Source organism: Asaia spathodeae NBRC 105894, assembly GCF_025994195.1.
GTDB lineage: Bacteria > Pseudomonadota > Alphaproteobacteria > Acetobacterales > Acetobacteraceae > Asaia > Asaia siamensis.
The window spans coordinates 1-23,373 of sequence record NZ_BAPY01000073.1 but is presented as its reverse complement, the minus strand read 5'-3'; the positions used below and the strand labels follow the sequence as shown (position 1 = coordinate 23,373).

The 23,373-nt window shown below is 60.6% G+C and carries 19 protein-coding genes; 6 read left to right on the top strand and 13 right to left on the bottom strand.

Annotated features, from left to right (window positions below; translation table 11 throughout):
• Nucleotides 1-37 precede the first annotated feature (37 nt).
• The 3 genes from minD to AA105894_RS14585 are packed head-to-tail and all read left to right on the top strand — an operon-like array spanning nucleotide 38 to nucleotide 1,520.
• Nucleotides 38-853 carry a septum site-determining protein MinD gene (gene minD / locus AA105894_RS14595; protein ID WP_188426084.1) on the top strand — a complete coding sequence of 272 codons (816 nt, stop codon included), beginning with the start codon at nucleotides 38-40 and terminating at the stop codon, nucleotides 851-853.
• The gene (gene minE / locus AA105894_RS14590) at nucleotides 850-1,122 is read left to right on the top strand and encodes a cell division topological specificity factor MinE (RefSeq protein ID WP_127100476.1); all 273 of its coding nucleotides are present in this window, start codon (nucleotides 850-852) and stop codon (nucleotides 1,120-1,122) included. The genes minD and minE overlap by 4 nt, the downstream gene beginning before the upstream one ends.
• Complete coding sequence (locus AA105894_RS14585; protein WP_373316788.1) at nucleotides 1,056-1,520, top strand: YidB family protein; 465 nt, start codon at nucleotides 1,056-1,058, stop codon at nucleotides 1,518-1,520. The genes minE and AA105894_RS14585 overlap by 67 nt, the downstream gene beginning before the upstream one ends.
• Nucleotides 1,521-1,747: 227 nt before the next feature.
• Here AA105894_RS14585 and AA105894_RS14580 read toward each other — a convergent pair whose 3' ends face one another.
• Both AA105894_RS14580 and AA105894_RS14575 read right to left on the bottom strand, forming a co-directional pair.
• Nucleotides 1,748-2,146: a hypothetical protein gene (locus AA105894_RS14580; protein ID WP_267312403.1), complete on the bottom strand. Its 399-nt coding sequence runs from the start codon at nucleotides 2,144-2,146 to the stop codon at nucleotides 1,748-1,750.
• A gap of 130 nt (nucleotides 2,147-2,276) precedes the next feature.
• Nucleotides 2,277-3,458, bottom strand: coding sequence for an SMP-30/gluconolactonase/LRE family protein (locus AA105894_RS14575; protein ID WP_267312402.1), 1,182 nt, complete (start codon nucleotides 3,456-3,458; stop codon nucleotides 2,277-2,279).
• 217 nt (nucleotides 3,459-3,675) lie between these two features.
• Here AA105894_RS14575 and AA105894_RS14570 point away from each other — a divergent pair, with 217 nt between their 5' ends.
• Nucleotides 3,676-6,021 (top strand): TonB-dependent receptor, encoded by a 2,346-nt coding sequence (locus AA105894_RS14570; RefSeq protein ID WP_267312401.1) that lies wholly within the window; start codon nucleotides 3,676-3,678, stop codon nucleotides 6,019-6,021.
• 119 nt (nucleotides 6,022-6,140) lie between these two features.
• Here the strand turns inward: AA105894_RS14570 and AA105894_RS14565 are convergent, their stop codons facing one another.
• From AA105894_RS14565 to AA105894_RS14520, 10 genes are all read right to left on the bottom strand, one after another.
• Entirely contained in the window at nucleotides 6,141-7,073 is a 933-nt protein-coding gene (locus AA105894_RS14565) for an ABC transporter ATP-binding protein (protein ID WP_267312400.1), read from the bottom strand.
• Nucleotides 7,070-8,017 carry an ABC transporter ATP-binding protein gene (locus AA105894_RS14560; RefSeq protein ID WP_267312399.1) on the bottom strand — a complete coding sequence of 316 codons (948 nt, stop codon included), beginning with the start codon at nucleotides 8,015-8,017 and terminating at the stop codon, nucleotides 7,070-7,072. Before AA105894_RS14560 ends, AA105894_RS14565 begins: the two co-directional genes overlap by 4 nt.
• On the bottom strand, nucleotides 8,007-8,987 hold the full coding sequence (locus AA105894_RS14555; RefSeq protein ID WP_267312398.1) for an ABC transporter permease: 981 nt from the start codon (nucleotides 8,985-8,987) through the stop codon (nucleotides 8,007-8,009). The genes AA105894_RS14560 and AA105894_RS14555 overlap by 11 nt, the downstream gene beginning before the upstream one ends.
• Complete coding sequence (locus AA105894_RS14550; RefSeq protein WP_267312397.1) at nucleotides 8,984-9,883, bottom strand: ABC transporter permease; 900 nt, start codon at nucleotides 9,881-9,883, stop codon at nucleotides 8,984-8,986. Before AA105894_RS14550 ends, AA105894_RS14555 begins: the two co-directional genes overlap by 4 nt.
• Before the next feature lie 198 nt (nucleotides 9,884-10,081).
• On the bottom strand, nucleotides 10,082-11,092 hold the full coding sequence (holA, locus tag AA105894_RS14545) for a DNA polymerase III subunit delta (RefSeq protein WP_267312396.1): 1,011 nt from the start codon (nucleotides 11,090-11,092) through the stop codon (nucleotides 10,082-10,084).
• A 6-nt stretch (nucleotides 11,093-11,098) separates the two neighbouring features.
• Nucleotides 11,099-11,752, bottom strand: a complete 654-nt coding sequence (locus AA105894_RS14540; protein WP_267312395.1) for a hypothetical protein — start codon at nucleotides 11,750-11,752, stop codon at nucleotides 11,099-11,101.
• Nucleotides 11,753-11,756: 4 nt separating this feature from the next.
• Nucleotides 11,757-14,354, bottom strand: coding sequence for a leucine--tRNA ligase (leuS, locus tag AA105894_RS14535; protein ID WP_267312394.1), 2,598 nt, complete (start codon nucleotides 14,352-14,354; stop codon nucleotides 11,757-11,759).
• Between the two features lie 48 nt (nucleotides 14,355-14,402).
• The gene (locus tag AA105894_RS14530) at nucleotides 14,403-14,936 is read right to left on the bottom strand and encodes a DUF3576 domain-containing protein (protein WP_267312393.1); all 534 of its coding nucleotides are present in this window, start codon (nucleotides 14,934-14,936) and stop codon (nucleotides 14,403-14,405) included.
• A 119-nt stretch (nucleotides 14,937-15,055) separates the two neighbouring features.
• Nucleotides 15,056-17,167: a hypothetical protein gene (locus tag AA105894_RS14525; RefSeq protein WP_267312392.1), complete on the bottom strand. Its 2,112-nt coding sequence runs from the start codon at nucleotides 17,165-17,167 to the stop codon at nucleotides 15,056-15,058.
• A gap of 736 nt (nucleotides 17,168-17,903) precedes the next feature.
• Nucleotides 17,904-18,188 carry a hypothetical protein gene (locus AA105894_RS14520; RefSeq protein WP_267312391.1) on the bottom strand — a complete coding sequence of 95 codons (285 nt, stop codon included), beginning with the start codon at nucleotides 18,186-18,188 and terminating at the stop codon, nucleotides 17,904-17,906.
• Between the two features lie 315 nt (nucleotides 18,189-18,503).
• On the opposite strand from AA105894_RS14520, the gene AA105894_RS14515 reads away from it, so the two are divergent.
• Complete coding sequence (locus AA105894_RS14515; protein WP_267312390.1) at nucleotides 18,504-19,751, top strand: dicarboxylate/amino acid:cation symporter; 1,248 nt, start codon at nucleotides 18,504-18,506, stop codon at nucleotides 19,749-19,751.
• Between the two features lie 18 nt (nucleotides 19,752-19,769).
• On the opposite strand, the gene AA105894_RS14510 is transcribed toward AA105894_RS14515, so the two are convergent.
• Nucleotides 19,770-21,176, bottom strand: coding sequence for an amino acid permease (locus AA105894_RS14510; protein WP_267312389.1), 1,407 nt, complete (start codon nucleotides 21,174-21,176; stop codon nucleotides 19,770-19,772).
• A 328-nt stretch (nucleotides 21,177-21,504) separates the two neighbouring features.
• Between AA105894_RS14510 and AA105894_RS14505 the strand changes: the two genes are divergently transcribed.
• Nucleotides 21,505-23,127, top strand: a complete 1,623-nt coding sequence (locus tag AA105894_RS14505; protein ID WP_267312388.1) for a dihydroxyacetone kinase subunit DhaK — start codon at nucleotides 21,505-21,507, stop codon at nucleotides 23,125-23,127.
• Nucleotides 23,128-23,373: the final 246 nt, after the last annotated feature.

Here is a 23,373-nt window from a genome sequence, read left to right as displayed (position 1 = left end):
TTGCGGTAGTTACCGTTAAAGTTTTGGTGGAGCGCACATGGCCAAGGTGCTGGTAGTCACTTCCGGTAAGGGCGGGGTCGGAAAGACGACCACGACAGCAGCACTGGGTGCCGCTCTAGCCCAGTCGGGACAGAATGTCGTCGTGATCGATTTCGATGTCGGTCTGCGTAATCTCGATCTGGTGATGGGTGCCGAGCGCCGCGTCGTGTTCGACTTCATCAATGTCGTTCAGGGCGATGCCAAGCTGTCGCAGGCGCTTATCCGTGACAAGCGCTGCGAAACGCTCTCGATCCTCCCGGCCTCGCAGACGCGCGACAAGGATGCCCTGACCGCCGAAGGCGTGGCGCAGGTCATCGACGAACTGCGTGAGAAATTCGACTGGATCATCTGCGACAGCCCGGCCGGTATCGAGCGTGGCGCACAGATGGCCATGTACCATGCCGATGTGGCCGTGGTCGTGACCAACCCCGAAGTCAGCTCGGTGCGTGACAGCGATCGCATCATCGGCATGCTCGATAGCACGACGGAAAAGGCCAAGAACGGCGAGAAGGTCGAAAAGCACCTGCTCATGACCCGTTATGACCCGTCGCGTGCCGCCAAGGGTGAGATGCTGAACACGGAAGACGTGCTGGAGATCCTGTCCATCCCGCTGCTCGGCATCGTTCCCGAGAGCGAGGAAGTGCTGCGCGCCTCGAATGTCGGCTCGCCCGTCACGCTTTCGAATCCTGAATCCGCTCCGGCGCGCGCCTATTTCGATGCAGCGCGCCGCCTGCAGGGCGAGAAGCTCGAAATACAGATCCCGATTGAGCGCAAGGGGTTGCTCGACTGGCTGTTCAAGAAGAGGGTCGCATGAGCCTGTTCGGTCTTTTCACCAAACGCAACACCAGCGCCGTCGCCCGTGATCGCCTGCAGATCCTGCTGGCCCATGAGCGGTCGGGAAATGGCAACTCCGAACTGATCAGCCAGTTACATCGCGAGATCCTTGAAGTGATCAAGCGTCATGTCGCGGTCGATCAGGACAAGGTGCAGGTCAAGCTCGATGGCGGCCTCGATGGCTGCTCGGTTCTGGAAATCGATATCGAGATGCCGCAGATCGACAAGGAAACACGACGCTCGGCCTGAAATCTCCGGGCCGGGCCAGAAACGGGAGACAAGGTTTGAGCGGTTTTTTCGGTTCCATGATCAATTCCGCCCTCGGTTCCATGGGTGACAAGCTCAGGGAAAAGCTCGGCGGTGGCCTTGGTGAGTATCTCACCAGCGAGCAAGGCCTGCAGATGCTGGTCGATCAGGCGCGCAAGGTCGGTCTCGAAGACAAGGTACGGTCATGGATCGGCTCGGGTGAGAACCTGCCGATTTCCGCTGACGAACTGCGTGCGCTTCTGACCGACGAGCAGATCCAGATGCTGGTTTCAAAGACAGGCCTGCCCGCAGGCGCCCTGCTTCCGGCACTGGCCCAGTTCCTGCCGGGCGTGGTCGACCAGCACACCAGCGAGCAGAACGGGACGCCGTCAGCCTCCTGAGAGCGCTGACAGGTTTTTGCGAAGGGCCGGATCGTGATGCGATCCGGCCCTTTCTCGTTTCAGGGCTCTTTTTCGGCTGACGCTCGGTCCTCAGGGCTCTCTTGCTGGCAAATGACTGATCGTCTTTGCTGCTCTCCGGGCACTGACGGTCTGTTTCCCGAAAACCGCTCTCCGATTCATGCTCATCATCATGGACCGAAAAGCGGAGAGACCGATCCTGCCTGTATTCACTGGGGGCGTTTTCGCCTGGTCTTCAGTCGCATCAGAAGACGCGCTTTCACGTTCAGCATGGATGACCAGAGATGTCGAAACCGCATCAGGGCCGAGGCGGTGGCAAGCATCATCACCACGTCCAGATAGGTGCTGACCTCAAACGTCGTGAGCCAGACAACGGCATCTGGCAGGGCGCTGGCAGCAACACGTATCCCGTCGCCTCGACCGTACCACGCGAAAACTGCGCCAAGCCCGATGACAGCGACCGCAATAAGGACGTGCAGATGCGTGATCCGGTTAAGCATCCGGGCTGGCATGACGACCATCAGGCGGTGCAGCAAACGCCCTGTCGGCGTTTCGTCCGATGCAGCCATCAAGGCCCAGACTGTCAGAAATACCGCAACAACCGTCATTGCCTGCCCTGCGCCCTGCCTTCTTCCTCCCTACACGTTTTCTTTGCGTCTCTGCTCGGTTTTCAGTTCATCAGGGATACGCAGCGTTACGCATCCCACCCGGCGACGCCGGAAGCCTCGTGCCCACTGTCTATTTCCGGAGCGCCTCTGGCGCCGCGTTAAGCGGCGTGAGCGGCTCAACGGGAAAACGTATCAGTAGATAGGGCGGCCTGCGGCGGTTCTGCCCCTCATTGAACGACGGCAGACGATTCCACTGGCCAAGAGTGCAATAGATCCAGTCCTTCGTGGCGCAGATGCCGTCGGGCGAAAGGATGCGTGGATCCCTCACCGCCATCGCAAAGGACCCATCCGGGTCCCGGCGCAGGATGCAGTCATGCTCGTAATTGGTCGTATAGAGACGATCATGCCGGTCGAAGCACAACCCGTCTGCCGTGCCTTTTTCACCCTCATCACGCACCAGCGCCCCGAGGGCCTGATCATCGAGAGCCTTGTCTGCAAGCGCCCTGGTCGGCAGGCTGTAAAGACGGCGGCTGGTGAGCGGCGAATAGTAAAGCCGCGATTCATCGCTGGGCAGGGCGATGCCGTCTGCCCCGCCTGAAACCATCTGCGGGTGATGGGGAATATAGCGCCTTGGTTCCCCTTCAACGATCGCCATGAAGCCCTCCACTGCCTGGGTGGAAGGGTGATGGGCCAGCACCCGTCGCGCTTCGCCAGTGGCGATATCGGCCACCACAAGCGCAGGCTCCGTGCCAAAGGATGAATCCGTCACGAATACCGTCCCCTTCTCGCCCACAGACAAGGCCACGCGCAGGTCATTCATATGACTGTCAGGCCGCATCGCAGGCGCCTTGAGCACGATGCGATGCACGATCTTGTCCGTGGCCGGATCGATGCAGATGATCTTCGCCGCCCCTTCGGGGATATCGTGCTTGGCCAGCTTGCCGTCATCAATGAGCCAGAGCCGGTTCTGACTGTCGAGCGCGAGCCCATGCACTGACATCAGCCTGTCAGCCGGAGCGCGATTTGAGGGGAGGCTTACTTCTGCGGAAGGATAGGGAATGATCTTGCCATTTTTCACCTCTCCCAGCGTCGCGCCGGGGTGGTTGTCAGCATGGCGGGGGAAGCTGACAAAAAGGCGTCCGTCGGGCAGCACCGCCACACCCGATGGCCCCGGCCCTGTAAATTCGGCCACGATATCGAATACGCCTGACGAGCTGGTGCCGTCATCGGCATTGCCGCTTGCCTCTGCCTCCCCCGTCATACCGAGAAGAGGCGCGCAGGAGGCAGCAGAGAGAAAGGACCGGCGTTTCATGGCATGGCACCTTGGCAGAAGCGTGGACGGATCAGGGCTGAACGCCCCATCGTCACGCAGGCTCCCCGATTAAAACGCTTTTCACAGCGCCAGCCCTGTCGCCAATTTGTCACGCTCTGACACAATATGGGCGGAGAACGCCGCGAAGGATTGTTATGTTATATCATACACAATAGGAACGAGATCGATCTGTTTCGCTTCCAGCCCTTGGATTGTCATGATGTCTCCCCGATCCCTGTGGTCGTCCAGCCTGCTCCTCTCCTGCTCGGTTCTGGCACTTACCCTGCCCGCCCGTGCCCAGACGAGCGACACGACCACCACGCCTGCCTCGACCCCGCTGCCTGAAACGAAGCAGGCAAAAAAGGCTCCGGTCTCGCCGTCACAGGGCACGACCGGACAAGGCGCAGCGCGTTCCACCGATCAGGCGTCGCGCACCTCTTTCGATGGCGACCAGACGGCCCCGGCCTCGGTCGAGGCCACTCATGAGGAGCACATCATCGTCAACGCGCGCCTTGATGAGATCCGCTCGGCGCTGCAATCCTCAACCGGTGCCACGACCTATCGCTTCACACGTCGCGATATCGAAACCAATCCGGGGGGTGACAACGCCCCGCTCAACACTCTTCTGCTTCAGGCCCCCGGCGTCGCGCAGGACAGTTTTGGCCAGATCCATGTGCGTGGTGACCATAACGAGGTGCAGTTCCGTCTCGATGGCGTACAGTTGCCTGAAGGGCTCAGCGTTTTCGGCCAGGCGCTCATGACGCGCTTTGCTCATTCGGCGTCGCTCACCACAGGGGCCCTGCCCAGCGAATACGGGTTTCTGCAGGCTGGCGTGATCGATATCACCACCAAGAATGGCAGCGCCGATCCCGGTGGCGATGCGTCTATCTATGGGGGCGCACGCGACTATTTCTTCCCGTCGCTGCAATATGGCGGTCATGCGGGCAAATGGGATTTCTTCGCGACCGGCGATTTCGTGCATAATCGTGTGGGCGTCGAGAACCCGACCCCCAGCTTCAACGCCATCCATGATCTGAGCAACCAGTACCATGCGCTGGGCCATCTGCGGTACACGGCGGACGAAAACACCCGTATCAGCCTGACCGGAGGCGTTTCGAACGCGCAATATCAGCTGCCTAATAATCCGGGACAGCAGCGCCAGTTCGCCAATCCCAGCTTTCTCGATTCCGCTTTGTCGCAGCAGGTCTATGGCAGCGTCGATAGCGCCAGCCTGAACGAGCGCCAGAAGGAAATCACCGATTTCGGCATCCTGTCGCTGCAGAAGGACATGGGCAAGATCAGCCTCCAGAGCTCGATCATCACCCGTTACTCCTCGCTCGGCTATTCACCGGACCCGCTGGGCGATCTGGTTTACAACGGCATCAGCCAGCACGCCGCACGCTCTGTCTTCTCGACCGGCTCGCAGACGGACGTGACCTGGAAGGCGACGCCAAAACACACGGTGCGCTTCGGCTATCAGGTCTATGTCGAGCGCAACAGCTCCAAGACGGATTCCATCGTCTATCAGCAGACAGGCGCCGAGGATGACGGCACGCCAATCTATGACGGCAGCACCACCAATGTGCATGACGGCAGCGGGCGCACGGGCTGGATGTATGGGCTCTACGCCCAGGATGAATGGCGTCCGGTGCGCGACCTGACCATCAATTACGGTCTGCGTTTCGATGGGGTTGATGAATACACACACGCCAAGCAGGTGAGCCCGCGCATCAATATCGTCTGGCGCGCCTGGCGTGGCGGCGTGCTTCATGCCGGTTATTCCCGCTATTTCACACCGCCGCCTTTCGAGCTCGTGGCCAATACCTCGCTCAGCAAATATGTCGGCACGTCCAACGAGCCCCAGACGCTGCAGAACAACACTGTGAAGGCCGAGCGTGACCATTATTTCGACGCAGGTGTCACCCAGTCTCTCCTGCCCGGCTGGCATGCCTCATTCGACGCCTATGTGAAGCTCGCCAAGAACATGATCGATGAGGGCCAGTTTGGGGCACCGATCATCCTCTCAGCCTTCAACTACCGACGCGGTCAGGTGAATGGCTACGAGCTTTCGACCAATTACGAGCACGGGCCACTTTCTCTTTACGGCAATGCCTCCTGGTCACGCGCCATCGGCAAGGATATCACCACAGCCCAATGGACCATGGACCCCGACGATCTGGCCTATATCCAGCATCGCTGGATCCATCTCGATCATGACCAGCGCTGGACGGCCTCGGCAGGTGGCAGCTACTCCTTCTTCTACCATACAGGCCACCCGACACGGATTTCAGCCTCCATGGTCTATGGCAGCGGACTGCGTGCAGATGGCACCGTGCCGAATGGCCGCTCCGTGCCGATCTACGCGACGTTCAATCTCTCTCTCGTTCAGTCCTTCAGGGATCTGTTCCGTGTGCCGTTCCTCAAGCGCACCGAACTGCGCCTGGATGTGCTGAACCTCTTCGACAAGACCTATGAAATCCGTGATGGCTCGGGCATCGGTGTCGGCGCCCCGCAATACGGACTGCGCCGCACGATCCTGACGGGTATCTCCCAGCGCTTCTGATACTGCCTCAGGGTCTCGCCCCGAACCGCCACGAAAGGCGACACCCTGCGGAACCCTATCCAGGGGGATGAAAGGGGTGTGCCCCTTTCCGGGGCGCGGGGCGGCGCCCCGCATCACCCTTACACAAGCGGAAAATGACACGCCACGCGGCGCTGGCCCGGCCGCTCCCGCAATTCCGGCCGATCAACCGCACAACGCGGCTGGGCCACAGGGCAGCGCGTGTGAAAGCGGCATCCTGTCGGCGGCGAAAGGGGGCTCGGCACGTCGCCTTGCAGGGGCGTTCCCAGCGGTTTTCCCGGCTGAGGCACAGCCTCGACAAGGGCAAGCGTATAGGGATGTGACGGTGCCGCGAGCAGCGCGAGCGTCTCGCCCTCCTCCACGATTGCGCCAAGATACATGACCGCAATGCGGTCTGAAATCTGACGCACCACGGCAAGGTCGTGGGAGATGAACAGGCAGGCCAGATCGAGATCGGCCTGAAGCTGACGCAGGAGATTGACGATCTGCGCCTGAACCGAGACATCGAGTGCCGAAACCGGCTCATCCGCCACGATCAGGCGCGGCGACAGGGCGATCGCGCGGGCGATATTGAGCCTCTGACGCTGGCCACCCGAAAGAGCCGCGGGATAGCGGTCGAAGAATGCTGCCGAGAGGCCAACACGGTCGAGCAGGGTTTCAAGACTCTGGCGAGACCAGGGGCGCCCGTGAATGCGAAAGGGCTCGGCAAGCGCGCTGCCAATGGTCCAGCGCGGGTTGAAAGCCGAGGCGGAGTCCTGAAAGACCATCTGCAACTGACCTCGCAGCGCGCGCTGCTCTCGTGCGGAGCATTGTGCGAGATCCTGGCCATCGAACAGGATCTCGCCGCTATCCGGGCGGTCGAACCCCATGAGAAGTCGGCCTAGCGTGGATTTGCCACAGCCGGACTCGCCCACGAGGGCCAGCGTCTCGCCGCGCGCCAAAGCGAGAGAAATACCATCGACGGCACGCAGGGCAGCGCCACCGCCGAGCTTGTAGATTCTTGCGACATTTTTCGCCTGAAGAAGCGTCTTCATGGCACCAGCACGCAGGCTGCACGGTGCGCCCCTTCCCCCCGCATGGGTGGACGGATGGCGCAGTCAGGCATGACTTGCGGGCAGCGTGGCGCGAACACGCAGCCCACAGGACGCGTATCCGGTGAGGGTGGCACCCCGTCAATGACCGGAAGGCGCTCTGGCCGTGGGCCAGTCATGGGCGGAATGGCGCGCAGGAGGGCTTTTGTATAGGGGTGGAGCGGCGCCTGGAGCACGTCCGCGACCGGGCCTGTTTCAATCACCACGCCGGCATAGAGCACGGCCACATCGGTGCAGCTTTGCGCCACTACGCCCATATCATGCGTGATGAGCATGACGCTGGCCTGGCGCGCGCCGATCTCCTTGAGAAGGGTGAGGATCTGGGTCTGAACCGTTACATCCAGCGCCGTTGTCGGCTCATCTGCGATAAGAAGCTCGGGATCGCAGGAGAGCGCCATGGCAATCATCGCGCGCTGACGCAGACCACCGGAAAGCTCATGCGGAAAACGCTGCGCCGTCTGCTCGGGCGACGGCACGCCCATGCGCCCCAGAAGCGACACCACACGCTCTTGCGCTGCCTGGTGCGAAAGCGTGGTATGCACTCTTATCTGCTCGACAATCTGTGGGCCGATGCGCCGCACCGGCAGAAAAGCCGTCATCGGATCCTGAAAGATCATGGCGGCGCGACGACCCCGAAACCGACGCCAGTCACGGGAAGAAAAACGGGTCAGATCTTCGCCGTCAAACCTCAGGGTGCCGCTGATCTGGCCCTGGGGCTGCAAACCCAGCACGCTGAGCCCCGTCAGGCTCTTGCCTGAGCCGGACTCCCCCACCACACCCAGTATCTGGCCCCGTTTGACGGTCAGGGACACCCCATCGAGCAGAATTCCTGCCTGTCGATGCCGCAGGCGAAGATCAGCCACGCTGAGAAGTGCCTCACCCGTCATGAGACCCCCTTCCCATGCGTGGGTCCAGCAGGCGGTAAAGCCCGTCGATCAGGGCATTCGCGATGACCACAAAGAAAGCGGCATAGAGCACTGTCGCCATGATCAGGGGCAGATCGAGCGTGCTCAGGCCCTGATAGGTGAGATGCCCGACACCGGGCAAGGCGAACACCACCTCAATCAGCAAGGCGCCACCGCCCAGCAACTGCGCAAAATCGAGACCGAAAAGGGAGAGCGCGCTCAGCCCGGAAAGGCGCAGGGCATGGCAGAACCAGAGGCGCCACGGCCCGACGCCCTTCGCGCGCGCCGTGCGAAGCGCATCGTCCTGCATGGCTGTCAGCAGATCGGTTCGAAGCACACGGCTGTAGAGACCGATGAAAGCGACAGCGAGTGTCATGGCGGGCAGGATCAGGGCCCTGGCCCAGCCAAGAGGACTGGTCATGAACGGCACATAGCCCAGCGGCGGCACCCAGCTGAAAAGCCAGCTGTCATGAAAACGGCTCTGGCTCACCAGATTGACCATTTCTCCCAGCCAGAAAACCGGGATCGACAGACCGATCAATGCGAGCAGGGAGACCAGACGATCGATCCACTCACCCTGAAACGCCGCACCGATCAGACCGAAAACAAGGGCGCCTGCGACCCAGAACAGGGCCGCCCAGAGCACGAGAGAAAGCGTGACGGGCGCCGCTGCGAACACTTCGGACACGACATTCTGGCCGTGATTGACATAGGAGGTCAGGTTTCTGGAGATGAAAAGATGGTCCATCATCGTCAGATAGCGCATGGGCAGCGGACGATCGAAACCATAGGCATGGCGCACCCGCTCTATGACCTCAGGGCTGGCCCCTCTTCCTGCAATGCGCACCGAGGGATCGGAGCCGGGTGTTGCAAAGAACACCGCAAAGACCAGCACCGAGATGCCGAAAAGTACCAGCACCATCTGGCCAAGACGCGAGACAATGCCCTTCATCTTCTGCCCCGCGCACGAAGTTCGGCCTGAGCTGCGTCACCCAGCGCGTTGAGCGCGAGCACAGTCAGGATGATGGCAACACCGGGCGCGATCGCCACAACGGGGCGGCTATAGATCAGCCCCTCGCCATCATGGATCAGGCTCCCCCAGGACGCGGCAGGGGCCTGCACGCCCAGACTCAGAAATGACAACGCTGACTCGGCAAGCAGGCAGAGCGCCATGATGAGGGGAGAAAGAACCAGCACCGTCTCCGCCAGAAGAGGCAGGATCTCGCGAAACACGATGCGCAGCGACGACGCCCCAAGCCCGCGTGCGGCCAGCACGAAACCGGCACTCGACAGGCTCCGGGTGCGGGCTCTGATGGGCCTTGCGGCATAAGGCACGTAGATGAGCGCGATAATACCTATGGGCAGCAACAGACTATCGGGTTGCACGTGAAACGGCCCGAAAGACAGATCATGGCCGACCGTCACGACGCTCAGGCTGATGGCAAAGAGATAAACCGGCACAGCCCAGAGAATATCGAGCGCCCGGGAGATGATGATATCGATCCAGCCACCGCAATAACCGGCCAGCAATCCGCAAAACGTCGCCATGACAAGACAGAGACAGGCCGCGGAGGAAGCGATCAGAAGTGACGCCCGCGCACCGTAAAGCAGACGTGCGGCAATGTCGCGCCCCTGGGAATCTGCCCCAAGCGCATAAGCCCCCCATCGCCATGACGGCCCGATAGGAGACAGGCCCAGATGAAGCGGGTTGTTATTGGGCTGCATGATATCGACACGCTTCCCGTCGCGCAGCACCGTACCCGCCAGAGAGGATTCCATCGGGTCGACCCCGACGATTCTTGCGTAAAGCGGCGCTGAAAGAGCGCAGAGGATGAGAACAAGCAGCATGCCCAACGCGGCCGCAGCGCTTTTCCGGCGGTACAGAAATCTTCCGGTCGCAGAGAAAATCATACCACGCACCAAGCCTTAGCAGCTTGCTTTGGCATCAAGGCCTGCGACAGGAGGATGAAGCAGAGACGACTGATCGGATAACCTCCCCCTGTCTGAATACGGCACTCTCAGCCGTGGCAGAACCACGGCATAATTTCAACGCAGGAATGATCGCGGACCGAGACAAAGCTGGGCGATCAGACGGCGTGACAGGGCGAGATCGGGGCAACCGGTCTGTTTGCAGGCAAGTTCGAACCCCTGCACCGCTTCGCAGGCCCGCCTCAATCCCGCGCCATCCCAACGCTCGAGGGCCTTGGTAAAACTGTCCATCTTTTTGAAGAAGACGGGCGGCTTGAGCAGCTTGATGGCTTCCTGGCGCGATTTTCCCTCATCCATCCAGTCGAGCACGCGCTGAAGTCGCGTCATCAGGGAAAGGCAAGCACGCGCGAGGGCTATGGGAGAGAGACCATCGGCAAGGGCCCGCTCGAGCGCGATATCAGCCACAGCGCGGTCACCTGCCATGGCAGCGGTCGTCGCATCATCGAGCGTGGCATTGGCCGAATCACCGATACAATCCTGCACATCATCGAGCGAGAGCTTGCCGCCCTCCCCCGCATAGAGCACGAGTTTTTCGACCTCGCTGCGCACCGCCGCCCGATCGGCGCCCAGAACGGAAGAAAGCCAGAACAGCGCCTCCCGGTCGACCGCCACAGAAGCATCGCGAAAAAGATCGCTCAGTGAGGCGATCAGTGTACGGCCCTCTTCAGGATAGCAGCCGATCGAGGCGATTTTCGGATGGGCTTCGAGAGCGCTGCGCAGTTTGGCGCGTGATGCAAGGCCGGGGGCCTCGATCACCAGCACGGTATCGCTATCGATGGCCAAGGCAGAAGTCACACGAGGAAGCAGCGCATCCTGTGCATCACGCACCCAGACCACGCGACGCCCGCCGATGAGTGAGAGCGCACCGACTTCTTCTTCCACGCGACCGTGCTGCTCCTGATCAAGCAGGGCCACACGGAACGGATCATCAAGCGAGTCAGCAACCTGACGCACGCATTGCGCGGCGCGCTCGCGGATCAGCCCCAGATCATCGCCGTAAAGCAGAACCCCGCGCCACTTGCCGATTTCGGCAAGTGTACGCGCAGTCGAACGGGCATCGATCTTCATGCGCGATCAGTCGTCGTTCTGGCTGTTCATGTCTGTGCGACCCGTCGCCGCTGCGGGGAAGCCGTCAGGACCGGCCTTTTCATAAGGCTGTCCATCCTTGGTCGGCATGGCTGTCGGATCGAAATAGGACGGTATCTCGCTCGGATTATTGCGAGAAGGCTTGATCTGCGTCTTGAACCAGGTCGCAATCTGCTGGCGAATGGCGCCAGCAAGGGTTTCGGCAATACGCGCCCTGACCGTCTCGTCATTGAGTGTCTGGGCAAGATATTGCTCGAAGGTCGCATTGAACCCATCAAGCGTCGATACATCACCCTCGGCAAGGAATTTGGGCGACGGCTCGACGGTCCACAGACGCCAATGGGCCGTGCCAAGCTCGCGATACCGACCCGAGGTATTGTCGCTGTGAATATCGATGGCTGACTGATTGACGCCAAAGCTCACATTCAGCGTGTAGCCATCAGGCGCCTTGGTGCTGGCGCCCCCAAGCTGCTCCTGCAGCGCCAGACGCAGTTCCTGCCCCTGACGTTCGGGGATTCTGGCAACGTAGATGCGCTGCAACTCATGCATGACGCGCGCCCCGCCTGCCCCGTTGCTTCCGTAAAGCGGCTGAAAACCACAGCCGCTCAAGGCCAGAGAGGCAAGCAGAACGAAACGACGCATGAAATCAGCCTGCCACCACGAAATTGACGATACGGTTCGGCACGTGGATGCGCTTGACGATCCGCTTGCCTTCGAGCATCCGCGCCACATTCGGCTCGGCCTCGGCGAGAGGCAGGACCATATCAGAGGGCGCATCAGGCGGCACCTGAATTGTGCCGCGCAGCTTGCCCATGATCTGGATGCCAAGCGTGATACTGTCGAGCGCGAGGAACTCCTCAAGCGCAACCGGCCAGGCACGCTCAACAACCATCGCGCTTTCCGGCTCGAGCAGCGCCACCATTTCCTCGGCCAGATGGGGCATCATCGGCGCAATGAGAAGCGCCAGTGCCATAGCGGCTTCGCGACGGGCTGCACCGATCCCTTCCTCATCCGTTTTCTCGGCTTCGGAAAGCGCTGCGCTCAGTTCATGCAAACGTGCCACAGCCACATTGGGCGTAAACCCTTCCAGGGCTTCGGTTACGGCCTTGATGGTGCGATGCGTCGCCTGACGCAGGCTGCGCCCGCCCTCGGCAAAAGTGGCACCCTGTGGAACCGAGGCGGCAACGGCCTGGACCAGACGATAGAGACGCTGGCCGAAACGGGCCGACGCCGCGACACCGGCCTCGGTCCATTCCATATCGCGTTCCGGCGGGCTGTCAGACAGCACGAACCAGCGCGCCGTATCGGCGCCGAAACGCTCGATGATCGCGACCGGCGACACCGTATTGCGCTTGGATTTGGACATTTTCTCGAGACGACCGAGCTGCACCGGGCCACCATTGTCACGACGCACATAGCCATCGCCCGAGCGCACGACATCTTCCGGCGCCAGCCAGCCATTCTCGTCGCGATAGCTCTCATGGGTGATCATGCCCTGAGTGAACAACCCGCCGAAAGGCTCGTCGAGATCGAGATGTCCCGTTTCATGCATGGCACGCGTGAAGAAGCGCGCATAAAGCAGATGCAGGATCGCGTGTTCGATGCCGCCGATATACTGATCGACCGGCAGCCAGGAATTGGCTGCGATCGGGTCTGTCGGTGTCGAGGCATGGGGCGCCGTGAACCGTGCAAAATACCAGGAGCTATCGACGAACGTATCGAAGGTGTCGGTCTCACGCCGCGCCGCAGCCCCGCATTGCGGGCAGGCGACATGTTTCCAGCTCGGATGATGATCGAGCGGGTTGCCAGGGCGGTCGAACGTCACATCATCTGGCAGCTTGACCGGCAACTGGTCATCAGGCACCGGCACTGCGCCACAGGACTCGCAATGCACGACAGGGATCGGGCAGCCCCAGTAACGCTGGCGCGAAATGCCCCAGTCGCGCAGGCGCCAGTTCACGACTGAACGGCCAATGCCCATTCCTTCGAGGCGTTCGATGGCCTTGCGCTTGCCTTCTGCCGTGCTCAACCCGTCGAGGAAGCCGGAATTGATCAGTGTGCCATCACCCGTGACGGCGGTCTTGCCGACCGTGAAGCTGCTTTCTTCCTGACCTGTCGGCAGGATGACGGGGCGCACGGGCAGATCATATTTACGGGCAAAATCGAGATCGCGCTGATCGCCGCAAGGGCAGCCGAACACGGCGCCCGTGCCGTAATCCATAAGCACGAAATTGGCGATCCAGACCGGTACCGTCTCGTCAGGGGCAAACGGGTTGCTGACGCGCAGCCCCGTATCGAAGCCACGCTTTTCGGCAGCTTCGATCGCCTCTTCAGACGTGCCGAGGCGCTGGCATTCCTCAATGAACGCGCGCGCGCCTTCGTTATCCTGCGCCACCTTGGCGGCAAGCGGGTGATCTGCCGCAATGGCAACAAAGCTCATGCCGAAAAGGGTATCGGGGCGTGTGGTGAACACCTCGACAGAGTCCAGATCGACATCGAACCCTTCCGGCGGCGCATGAAGCGCAAAGCGCACGCGTGCCCCTTCCGAACGGCCAATCCAGCGTTCCTGCATGACGCGCACGCGCGCAGGCCAGCGATCGAGCTTGTCCAGCCCTTCTAGCAGGGGGGCAGCAAAATCGGTGATCTTGAGGAACCACTGCGACAGGCGCTTCTTCTCGATCAGCGCGCCTGAACGCCAGCCGCGCCCATCGACCACCTGCTCATTGGCCAGCACCGTGTTGTCCACGGGGTCCCAGTTGACCGCCGATTCACGACGTTCGACCAGGCCCTTGCGCCACATATCGAGAAAAAGCTTCTGCTGATGCCCGTAATATTCTGGCAGGCAGGTGGCAATTTCACGTTCCCAGTCGAGCGAGAAACCGAGACGCTGCAACGTGCCACGCATGGCGGCGATGTTGTCGAGCGTCCACTGTCCAGGATGCACGCCGCGTTCGCGCGCCGCATTCTCTGCAGGGAGGCCGAACGCATCCCAGCCCATCGGATGCAGCACCGAAAAACCGCGCGCACGCTTGTAGCGCGCCACCACATCGCCAAGCGCATAGTTGCGCACATGGCCCATATGGAGCTGACCAGACGGATAGGGAAACATCTCGAGCACATAATATTTCGGCTTGTCGGCAGCGGGATGATCCTCCGCTGCAAAAGCGCGCGCGCTATCCCATCTGGCTTGCCATTTGGGCTCGGCCTTGTCGAAATCGTAGCCGAGTGTCTCTTGTTCCGTCATGATCTTCTATCGTTTGTTCCGGTCGCGTTTACGTCGAAAGGCCGGGAATTAATCCCGGTTGCCATTATCGGCACGAAGCTGACGCGCGCGAGCGAGAATACGGGTGGTGATGTCAGAGGTCGTGTTGGGCGCCACAGGGGTATCAACCCATTCCGTGCCCTGCTTTTCCTGACGGAAAACCGAGACGCGCAGCGCGTCGGAGCGCAGACGACGGTCAAGAATATAGGCCGCAATCTTGAACCGCTCGTTGGTGCTGGCCGGCGGCTGATACCAGTCTGTCAGGATCACGCCACCATTGGCATCGGCCGATGCGAAGGGCATGAAAGACAGGGTATCGATCGCACCACGCCAGAGATAGGCATTCACGCCACCCTTGAGCTCGTCGTCACCGCCTGTCGCGCCACGATCGACGCCCAGGAGATGGTTGCGGGGCTGGGTCAGGCTGTCCGGGTCGCGACCACCGCCACAGGCGCTGAGCGCCATCAGGGCGCAAAGCGGCAGAACGGGAAGGAACCGTCCCAGAGAGAGGGGCGCCCTGACAGGCGCATTAGGAGGGGCAATCGGCTGCAAACGAGGAGTCATGATGTCCCTATTAGACTGGCACTGGCCGCGTGTCGAAATCCCCGATCGCGATACCCGCGTCCGGCGCTGAAAACAGTTCATATCGCGCCCGCCCGGTCACGCCAAGCGGGGCAACAGCTTTATCCTTTGGGGATACTGACGCGTTCAAGCATCTCGCGCAGCCATGCCTGCATGCTGTCAGGCAGATAGGCATGGCGTGAGAGGACACCGGCGATGGTCACTTCCGGCACCAGACGCAGAAGATGACGCTTTACGCGCTCGGCCTCTTCACCCACGCCCTGCGCGGCAAGCGCAACAAGATAGTACAGCACGCCAGCCGCACTTCTCGGATAAAGGCTGACAAAAGCCGCACCGGCCTGACGCGCCTCTTCTGCATTGCCGGACAGTTCGAGCACGAGAATGCTGAACGGTTCGGACAGCACGGCGAAAGGCTGCGAGGCGCGCAAGGCGCGGAACTGCTGGATTTCTTCCAGCGCGCTGGCCTTTTCTCCCGACAGCAGGGCCTGGGTTGCCCTGAGCGCATGGATGGACGGCGAGATCGCAATCGCGGGGAAGACCCCGCCCGCACCGGTATATTCGGCCGTCAGCGCCTTCGCCTCGTCCAACTGCCCCGGCGTAAAGGTGCGGGTGATCATGGAAAGCCAGACGCCAAGCGGGTTCGCCCGAAGCTGGATCGCGACATAACCGGCCGCAGAGGCGATCTCTTCCATCTCCTCCTGCGCGCTGCCGGACCAGTTATCCTGATAGAGGAAGAAGCGGATGAGCGACCGCACATACAGGACGAAAACCGATTCCTGATCGGATTGATAGGCGCGCTCGGCGAGTTCGCTCACCTCACCCGACAGCGTGACATCGCAGCGCAGCAGCAGGGTCAACGCCCTGATAGCCATCTGGAAAGCAGAGAGCTCTGCAATCGGACGCGACATCATCCGCTGTCCCTCCGAGAGGAACAGGGACCATTGCAGCGACTTCATGACGTAGAAAAGCAGCGCGCGCTGGGCGCGTGTATCCTTCGGCAGTTCGAAACGATCTGCCCAGACAACGCTTCCTTCCTGACGCAGGCTCAGCAATCTGATGATCACATAGCCTTCTGACGTCTCGTCATGCGCGCAATTGGCACGTACCAGACCCGAAATGACGTAATCGGTGCCCGGATTATGGGTATTACCCAGAAGCGGCCCAGTCTCTCCCTGGGGAGTCTCGGGAAAAGGCACGACCGTGAAGGTCTGCAGGCCTACCAGCTTCACCTCGAGACGTTCCGTCAGCTCTGCCGCAAGGGCCTCGGCATGCTCGCCCCCCGTCGCCTTGATCGGTGCGACGGCAATCGAGCCCAGCGTGCGCAGTGGCGGGCCAGCCGATAAAAACGAGCCTTCCCCTCCCGCCGCGGCAAAAAGGCCTACGCTTTCAGCATGGCGGTCGGCATGAATCAGGGCAGGATCGGCCTCGGGAGACGCACCATGATGCGACTTGGCATAGGAATCGAAAGCGATTCGTTCCTGCAGCCCACGAACCAGCCCCATCGTTGCCGGGCCTGGCACCGTGCCAAGCTGATCCTGGAAAAGCTGAACGACCTGATCACCCAGCGCTGCGGCCTGGGCATATTCGCCCTTGGTCACCCAGGCCTGGATACGCGCGCGCCAGGCGGCTTCGTTCAGACCGTCGCGCAGCAGCAGGTGGTCGGCCGTCTCAAGGATCGCATCCGGATCGACCTGCGTGCGCAACGCACTCTCGAAAAGCTGATAGATATGACGATTGAGGCGCGTACGCTGCCCTTCGATCCACTCATTGAAAGCGGGATCGATGCCATTAAGTTCACCAAGCAGAACCTCACTCGGCGGCGGCAATTCGCGCAGGATGGACTTACCACCATTGAGAATTCGCTCGACATCGACCGAGGTCAGCGCAGGCTTGAGGGCAAGTGTGTGACGCTGGACATCGATCACATCGACACCAAGCGGGCTCAGGGCGTCAAGAAGGCGATGAATTTCCTGACGTAATGACGCACGCGCCAGATCATCAGGGCGACGGCTCCAGAGCAACTCGGCCAGATGCGACCGCGCAACGGGTTTACGATCCGACAACGCAAGTATGGCGAGCAGGCCCTTGGTCTTTCCGCCGACAGGAAGCACACTTTCGCCAGTAAGCGTTGTCGCTTCCATGCGACCGATAAGTCGCAAACGCAGCAGGGTGGAATCAGTTTTAGCAACACCACGGAGGGCCAGATCGAACATTACTTCACGCTTTCACTTCTTAAAGCCTTATATCACATTTCTATCCCGGATTTTTTACGAAACGTATTTCACACTTCAACATCGCGCGCAGTCGAGGGAAAGACGGTAATACCGGGACTGTGCTTGTCGACAATGGCCCCTTGGGGGACAAGACGCAGTAAATCTTTCGTCCCTCACAAACAGAACATCTCTACATACCCGACGTCCACCGGGCAGGAGACTTACTACAAGAAACAATCTTAGTTTGACTTATCATTATTGCAACCGATGATAGGGAACAGAAAAATTTGAAAGCCCGGCGCTTGCCTAGCCTGCGTGTGCCCCCTAGAATGGCTATGGTGGTCCGCGTAGCTCAGCAGGATAGAGCACAGGATTCCTAAAAATTGGGCGCCATGGTCGGAAACGTCATGGTGGATCTGCTCAAATTCGGGGAAAGCTCTGGCAATACGCCGTGCCAATCCCGAGCCAAGCGCCTCTCTGAAAAGAGCGGTGAAGGTGTAGAGACTGTACGGGCAGCACCTGTCGTCCGGCTTGCCGGGCCATGGTGAAGAGACAGTCCAGACCACGAACGGCATGCCGGGCGCTCTGCCCGCCCTGTCGGCGGCGAAAGCCGAAGTGGGATGAATCCTGGGGCCGTGGGTTCGAATCCCGCCGCGGACACCATTATTTCATGATCACCACAGAACCCGGGCTTTGCCTGACCCGCCCCCTCCAGGGCACTCACCGATGGCAGGCGTCAGAACGCGACCGCAGTCGTCTCAGGGGCAAACAGCGCGTGCAGGAGCAACGCGACCAGAACAACCCCGATCAACACCCCGAAAAGACGCCCGAAGAGACGAAAAGAGCCCACGACAAGCAGGAGCAGCAGCAGAGCCAGAAGCGCCGTCTGCACCTGATGAGGGATGCCCAGCGCAACAAGGCCTTTTCTGGCGGCCTCTTCGATCACGGCGATCACGGAAACGATCAGGGTAAACAGCCCCAAAATCAGGCCGACCACCACCGAGATTGCATTCTGGATCACGCTATTACCCTCCGACGCGGCCCGACCGCTGTGTTGCCACGCTTGGTTTTCATATTACCGAGATCGCTGCCCCTCACAACGCGCCATTTGCTTGCAGCCCTGAAAACCACTGCAAACCACCATGTCACCATCGACCCGTTCCGTGAGCGTCATTTGATATGCTGTGACGTAATGGCCTAGACCATGAGCCATCGGGAGCCCCTGCCAGACCGGACAGGGTCTGCCCGATGGGCTGTTTCCCGATCTGCGCCGCAATAGCGTATTGTCTGGCGGATCAGTTCAAGGCCCGGTCTTCAGGAAGGAAGAAACATCACCATGAAGCGCATGAGTATGACCACGATCATCGTCATCGCGATGCTGCTCGGCATCGGCGTAGGCGGTACGGCCCATGCGCTTATTGCCGACACCGTCATGCAGCAGCATTTCGCGCATTACCTCTCGATCGGCTCGACCATCTTTCTGCGCCTCATCAAGATGATCATCGCCCCGCTGGTTTTCTCGACGCTGGTGGTGGGCATTGGCCACATGTCCGACGCTGCCTCTGTGGGGCGCGTGGGGGCGAAGGCGATGATCTGGTTCGTAGCGGCCTCCCTCTTCTCGCTGACGCTCGGCATGGTGCTGGTCAATCTCTTCGGTCCGGGCCTTGGCATGCACCGCCTTCAGGGCGTTGCAACCTCGCCGGTTGCCACGGCTGGCATGTCGCTCGACAGTTTTGTCAAACATATCGTGCCGGATTCCGTGTTTCGCGCCATGACCGATAACGAGATCCTGCAGATCGTGGTGTTCTCGGTATTTTTCGGTATCGCCTGCGCCTCGATGCCTGAGAAAGCCCGTGTGGTCATGGAATGGACCGAAAGCCTGTCCCATATCATCCTGAAAGTGACGGGCTATGTGATGATGCTGGCACCCGTAGCGGTCTTCTGCGCCATGGCCGCCACTATCACCACGAACGGGCTCAGCGTTCTGATCAATTACGGCAAGTTCATGGGCGAATTCTATATCGCCCTCTTCCTGCTGTGGTGCGCCCTGATTGCGGCAGCGTTTCTCATTCTCGGGCGTCCGGCACGTCGCCTTGTCTCGCTGATGCGTGAGCCCTTCCTGCTTGCCTTCTCGACCGCAAGTTCAGAGGCCGCCTATCCGCTGATGCTCGACCAGCTCTCACGCTTCCCAATTTCACGCCGGATCTCGTCTTTCGTGCTGCCGCTCGGCTATTCGTTCAATCTGGACGGCACGATGATGTATTGCACCTTTGCCAGCATCTTCATCGCGCAAGCCTATGATATCAGCCTGCCCTGGAGCACGCAGATCATCATGCTGCTCACGCTGATGCTGACGAGCAAAGGTGTGGCGGGTATTCCGCGTGCCTCTCTGGTGGTGATTGCCGCGACACTCAGCCAGTTCAAACTGCCGGAAGAAGGCGTGCTGCTCATTCTCGGCATTGATACATTTCTGGATATGGGCCGCTCTGCCACGAATGTCGTCGGCAACTCTCTGGCGACCGCCGTGGTCGCCAAATGGGAGGGCCAGCTCCCGTCTGAACCCGCCCAGCCCGTCAAGGGCTGAGCGGAACAGGTCGCAGGGTCAGGCCCTGCGACGGCTCAGGGCGATCAGCCCCCAGCCAAGGGCCAGGATCAGCCCAATGAACGGTATAGCGATAACCGTGTAGGTGCCCTCGGGGTAGTCGAGGGCCATCATCACAACCACAAAGCCCAGAAAGCCGAGAGTCAGCCAGGCGGTATAGGGCGCACCCGGCATACGGAAACCGGCGCTCTCGATCTCACCGCTATTGACCAGTTTGCGCATGCGTATCTGGCAGATCAGGATGAAGCTCCAGGTGCTGATGATACCCAGGGCTGCCACATTCAGCACGATCTCGAAGACGCGCGCGGGAATGAGATAGTTCAGCCCAACGCCTACAAGATAGACGCCAACCGTGGTCAGAATGCCGACATAGGGCACTGACTGGCGGTTCATCTTGGCGAGCGCCTTCGGGGCTGATCCACCGAGCGCCAGAGCGCGCAGAACACGACCGGTCGAGTAAAGGCCCGAATTGAGGCTCGACAGCGCTGCCGTCAGCACGACGATGTTCATGACCGTATCGACATGTGGCACACCGAGTGCCTGAAAGAAGGTCACAAACGGGCTGATACCCTTGTGATAGGCCGTCCAGGGCAGCAGGCAGACCAGCAGGATGACCGATCCGACATAGAAAAGGCCGATGCGCCAGATCACGCTGTTGATGGCACGGGGAATGATCTCACGCGGATTGGCACACTCACCTGCGGCAGTGCCCACAAGCTCGATGGCCGAATAGGCAAAGACCACGCCCTGCATCAGAAACAGGGCCGGCATGATGCCATGCGGGAAAATGCCGCCATTTTCCGAGATGAGATGAAAACCGGGGACAGCGCCACCAACGGGCATTTTCAGGCCAAGCACGACGCAGCCGAAGATCAGGAAAAGCGCGAGAGCCACCACCTTGATGAGCGAAAACCAGAATTCCAGCTCGCCGAAATAGCGTACGCCAATCATGTTCATGGTTCCGACGATGCCGAGCGCCACGAGTGCAAACACCCATTGCGGCACATGATCGAACGTGCCCCAGAAATGCATGTAGAGCGCAACAGCCGTGATATCGACAATGCCGGTCATGGCCCAGTTCAGGAAGGACAACCATCCCGCTGCATAGGCCGCCTTCTCACCCAGAAACTCACGGGCATAGGAGACGAAGCTGCCCGCGCTCGGGCGATACATCACCAGTTCGCCAAGGGCCCGCAGGATAAGGAAGCAGAAAAGACCGCAAACCAGATAATCGATGGCCAGAGACGGCCCCGCCTGCTGCAGTCTCGTCCCTGCCCCGAGGAACAGGCCGGTGCCGATGGCGCCACCGATGGCGATCATCTGGACCTGACGTCGCCCCAGATCCTTGTGATAGCCCTCATCCACTTGTGGCGGCGGATGGTGATGTGACTTGGATGGAATGTCCAAAACTTTGTAATCCTGACCCAGTTGACGAATTTTCTTATGTAATCGTAACGAAATCTTTGACCTCTGCCAATCGTTTACATGAACGATGGGCCGAAGCTGGCGATAATGAAATCGAGATCACAGGGGCCTCTCTGTCAAGACATGACCCGTCCCGCAGGCGCGCTGACCCCCCGGATTTCAGGCAGGATCAGGGGCTGCCCAGATGTCACATCAATGTGTCTTTCATCACATCGATATGTCATATTCCTGAACCGTTTCCCCTCCTAGTCTGACCGGCCTGAGCGACATAGAGGGCGCAAAAGCCCGGAAACTGACGCGGAGACGAAGCATGAAGCGGTTTTTCAACACGCGCGAGACCATTGTGAAAGAAGGGCTGGAGGGCCTGCTGCGCTCCTCCTATGGAGCCGATCTCTGCCGGTTGGATGGCGCGGAAGACATTCACGTCATCCTGCGCAGGGACTGGCAGAAAGAGCGCGTCGCCGTGCTCTCCGGCGGTGGCTCGGGTCATGAGCCCGCACATGCCGGATTCGTCGGCAAGGGCATGCTGACAGGCGCAGTCTGCGGCCAACTTTTCGCCTCTCCCGGTGTCGACGCCATTCTTGCCGCCATCAGGGCTGTCACCGGCGAGGCGGGCTGCCTTCTGATCGTCAAGAACTATACCGGCGACCGTCTGAATTTCGGCATCGCAGCCGAACAAGCGAAGGCACTGGGGCTGAAAGTCGATCTGGTCATCATCGGTGACGACATCGCCCTTGGCCGCACCGACAAGGCGCGCGGCATCGCGGGCACCGTGCTCGTTCACAAGATCGCTGGAGCAGCCGCTGAAGCAGGTCAGTCGCTGGCAGAAGTCGCCGCTCTTGCCCGCAAGGTGGCAGGCTCGCTCAGTTCGATCGGTCTGGCGCTGAGCGATTGCAATGTGTTTACACCGGACCAGAAGCCACGCCTCGCCGATAACGAGGCAGAACTCGGGCTTGGTATTCATGGTGAAGCCGGGGTCGAGCGCATCCCCATGGCAAATCTCGACACCCTTATGGCGCGCACGGCAGACAAGCTTGAAGCATCCCTGCCGGATGAGGGTAACTTCATCGTTCTGCTGAACATGCTCGGCAGCGTGCCCCCTCTCGAGGCTTTTGCGCTGCTGGATGGTTTTTCACGCACGTCTCTGGCCGGTCGCACGGAATGGATCATAGGCCCGGCACCCCTCATGACCGCGCTCGACATGAACGGGTTCTCGCTGACAGCCCTGCCCGCAGACCCCGCCTTCATCGCTGCCCTTGCGGCCGATGCCGCGCCGCGATCCTGGCCGGGGCTGGCACATTTCGCGCCCGTCGCGACCCTGCCCTGCCCGGCCCTGCCGGATACTTTCGTCGATGCGCCTTCCGACGATCCCATCCTGCGCAAGCTGATCACAACAGGTGCTGAGGCGCTTCTGGCCAATGAGGCGCGACTGAACGCCCTCGACGCCAAATGCGGTGACGGTGATGCCGGATCGACCTTTGCAGAATCTGGCCGACAGATTCTCAAGGCGCTCGACTCATTGCCGCTCGCTTCACCACAGAAGCTGCTGGCCACAATCGGACGCCTGCTGGCGCGGCATAGCGGCGGCTCCAGCGGCGTTCTGCTTTCGATCCTTGCCACGACAGCGGGGCATGACGAAAACTGGCGTGAAGGTCTGCAGAAAGGCGCTGCTCAGATGCAGGCTTATGGGGGCGCCCATGCGGGGGACCGCACCATGCTCGACGCGCTGCTCCCTGCTATCGAAGCGCTCAATGCCGGAAAGTCCCTGGCTGCAGCCGCCACTGCCGCGCGCGCTGGCGCTGATGCCACACGAAGCATGAAAGCCCGCGCTGGCCGTGCCTCGTATATCCCGGCAGACCAGCTGGCAGATATTCCCGACCCGGGCGCTGAAGCCATTGCGGTGCTTTTCGAAAGCCTCGCAAAGAGTCTCTGAAAAGAGCGGCTTCGCCGTCATGGCGACGGGGAAGCCGAATTCTTCCCTGCTTTGCAGATCGGCCTCGAAAAGCAGGGAGCGCATTGTGACCAAGGCAATCGATGCAGACGATACCGCTCTGGTCACTTCCCATCCGGGCGGGCGTCTCATGTAGAGAGGCATCGCGGGTCGCAATGCACAGAAGACCTCTGGACGAGGCATTATGTGACGGTTCAGCCCACCATCTCAGCGTCGCTGCCGGAGAGA

Bases quoted from the DNA above. Each gene is read 5' to 3' on its own strand.
- AA105894_RS14580 (WP_267312403.1), bottom strand. From the start codon at position 2,146: ATGACGGTTGTTGCGGTATTTCTGACAGTCTGGGCCTTGATGGCTGCA.
- AA105894_RS14550 (WP_267312397.1), bottom strand. From the start codon at position 9,883: ATGCTGCTTGTTCTCATCCTCTGCGCTCTTTCAGCGCCGCTTTACGCA.
- AA105894_RS14525 (WP_267312392.1), bottom strand. From the start codon at position 17,167: ATGTTCGATCTGGCCCTCCGTGGTGTTGCTAAAACTGATTCCACCCTG.
- leuS (WP_267312394.1), bottom strand. From the start codon at position 14,354: ATGACGGAACAAGAGACACTCGGCTACGATTTCGACAAGGCCGAGCCC.
- AA105894_RS14540 (WP_267312395.1), bottom strand. From the start codon at position 11,752: ATGCGTCGTTTCGTTCTGCTTGCCTCTCTGGCCTTGAGCGGCTGTGGT.
- AA105894_RS14570 (WP_267312401.1), top strand. From the start codon at position 3,676: ATGATGTCTCCCCGATCCCTGTGGTCGTCCAGCCTGCTCCTCTCCTGC.
- holA (WP_267312396.1), bottom strand. From the start codon at position 11,092: ATGAAGATCGATGCCCGTTCGACTGCGCGTACACTTGCCGAAATCGGC.
- AA105894_RS14560 (WP_267312399.1), bottom strand. From the start codon at position 8,017: ATGACGGGTGAGGCACTTCTCAGCGTGGCTGATCTTCGCCTGCGGCAT.
- AA105894_RS14505 (WP_267312388.1), top strand. From the start codon at position 21,505: ATGAAGCGGTTTTTCAACACGCGCGAGACCATTGTGAAAGAAGGGCTG.
- minE (WP_127100476.1), top strand. From the start codon at position 850: ATGAGCCTGTTCGGTCTTTTCACCAAACGCAACACCAGCGCCGTCGCC.
- AA105894_RS14530 (WP_267312393.1), bottom strand. From the start codon at position 14,936: ATGACTCCTCGTTTGCAGCCGATTGCCCCTCCTAATGCGCCTGTCAGG.
- AA105894_RS14515 (WP_267312390.1), top strand. From the start codon at position 18,504: ATGAAGCGCATGAGTATGACCACGATCATCGTCATCGCGATGCTGCTC.
- minD (WP_188426084.1), top strand. From the start codon at position 38: ATGGCCAAGGTGCTGGTAGTCACTTCCGGTAAGGGCGGGGTCGGAAAG.
- AA105894_RS14565 (WP_267312400.1), bottom strand. From the start codon at position 7,073: ATGAAGACGCTTCTTCAGGCGAAAAATGTCGCAAGAATCTACAAGCTC.
- AA105894_RS14575 (WP_267312402.1), bottom strand. From the start codon at position 3,458: ATGAAACGCCGGTCCTTTCTCTCTGCTGCCTCCTGCGCGCCTCTTCTC.
- AA105894_RS14555 (WP_267312398.1), bottom strand. From the start codon at position 8,987: ATGAAGGGCATTGTCTCGCGTCTTGGCCAGATGGTGCTGGTACTTTTC.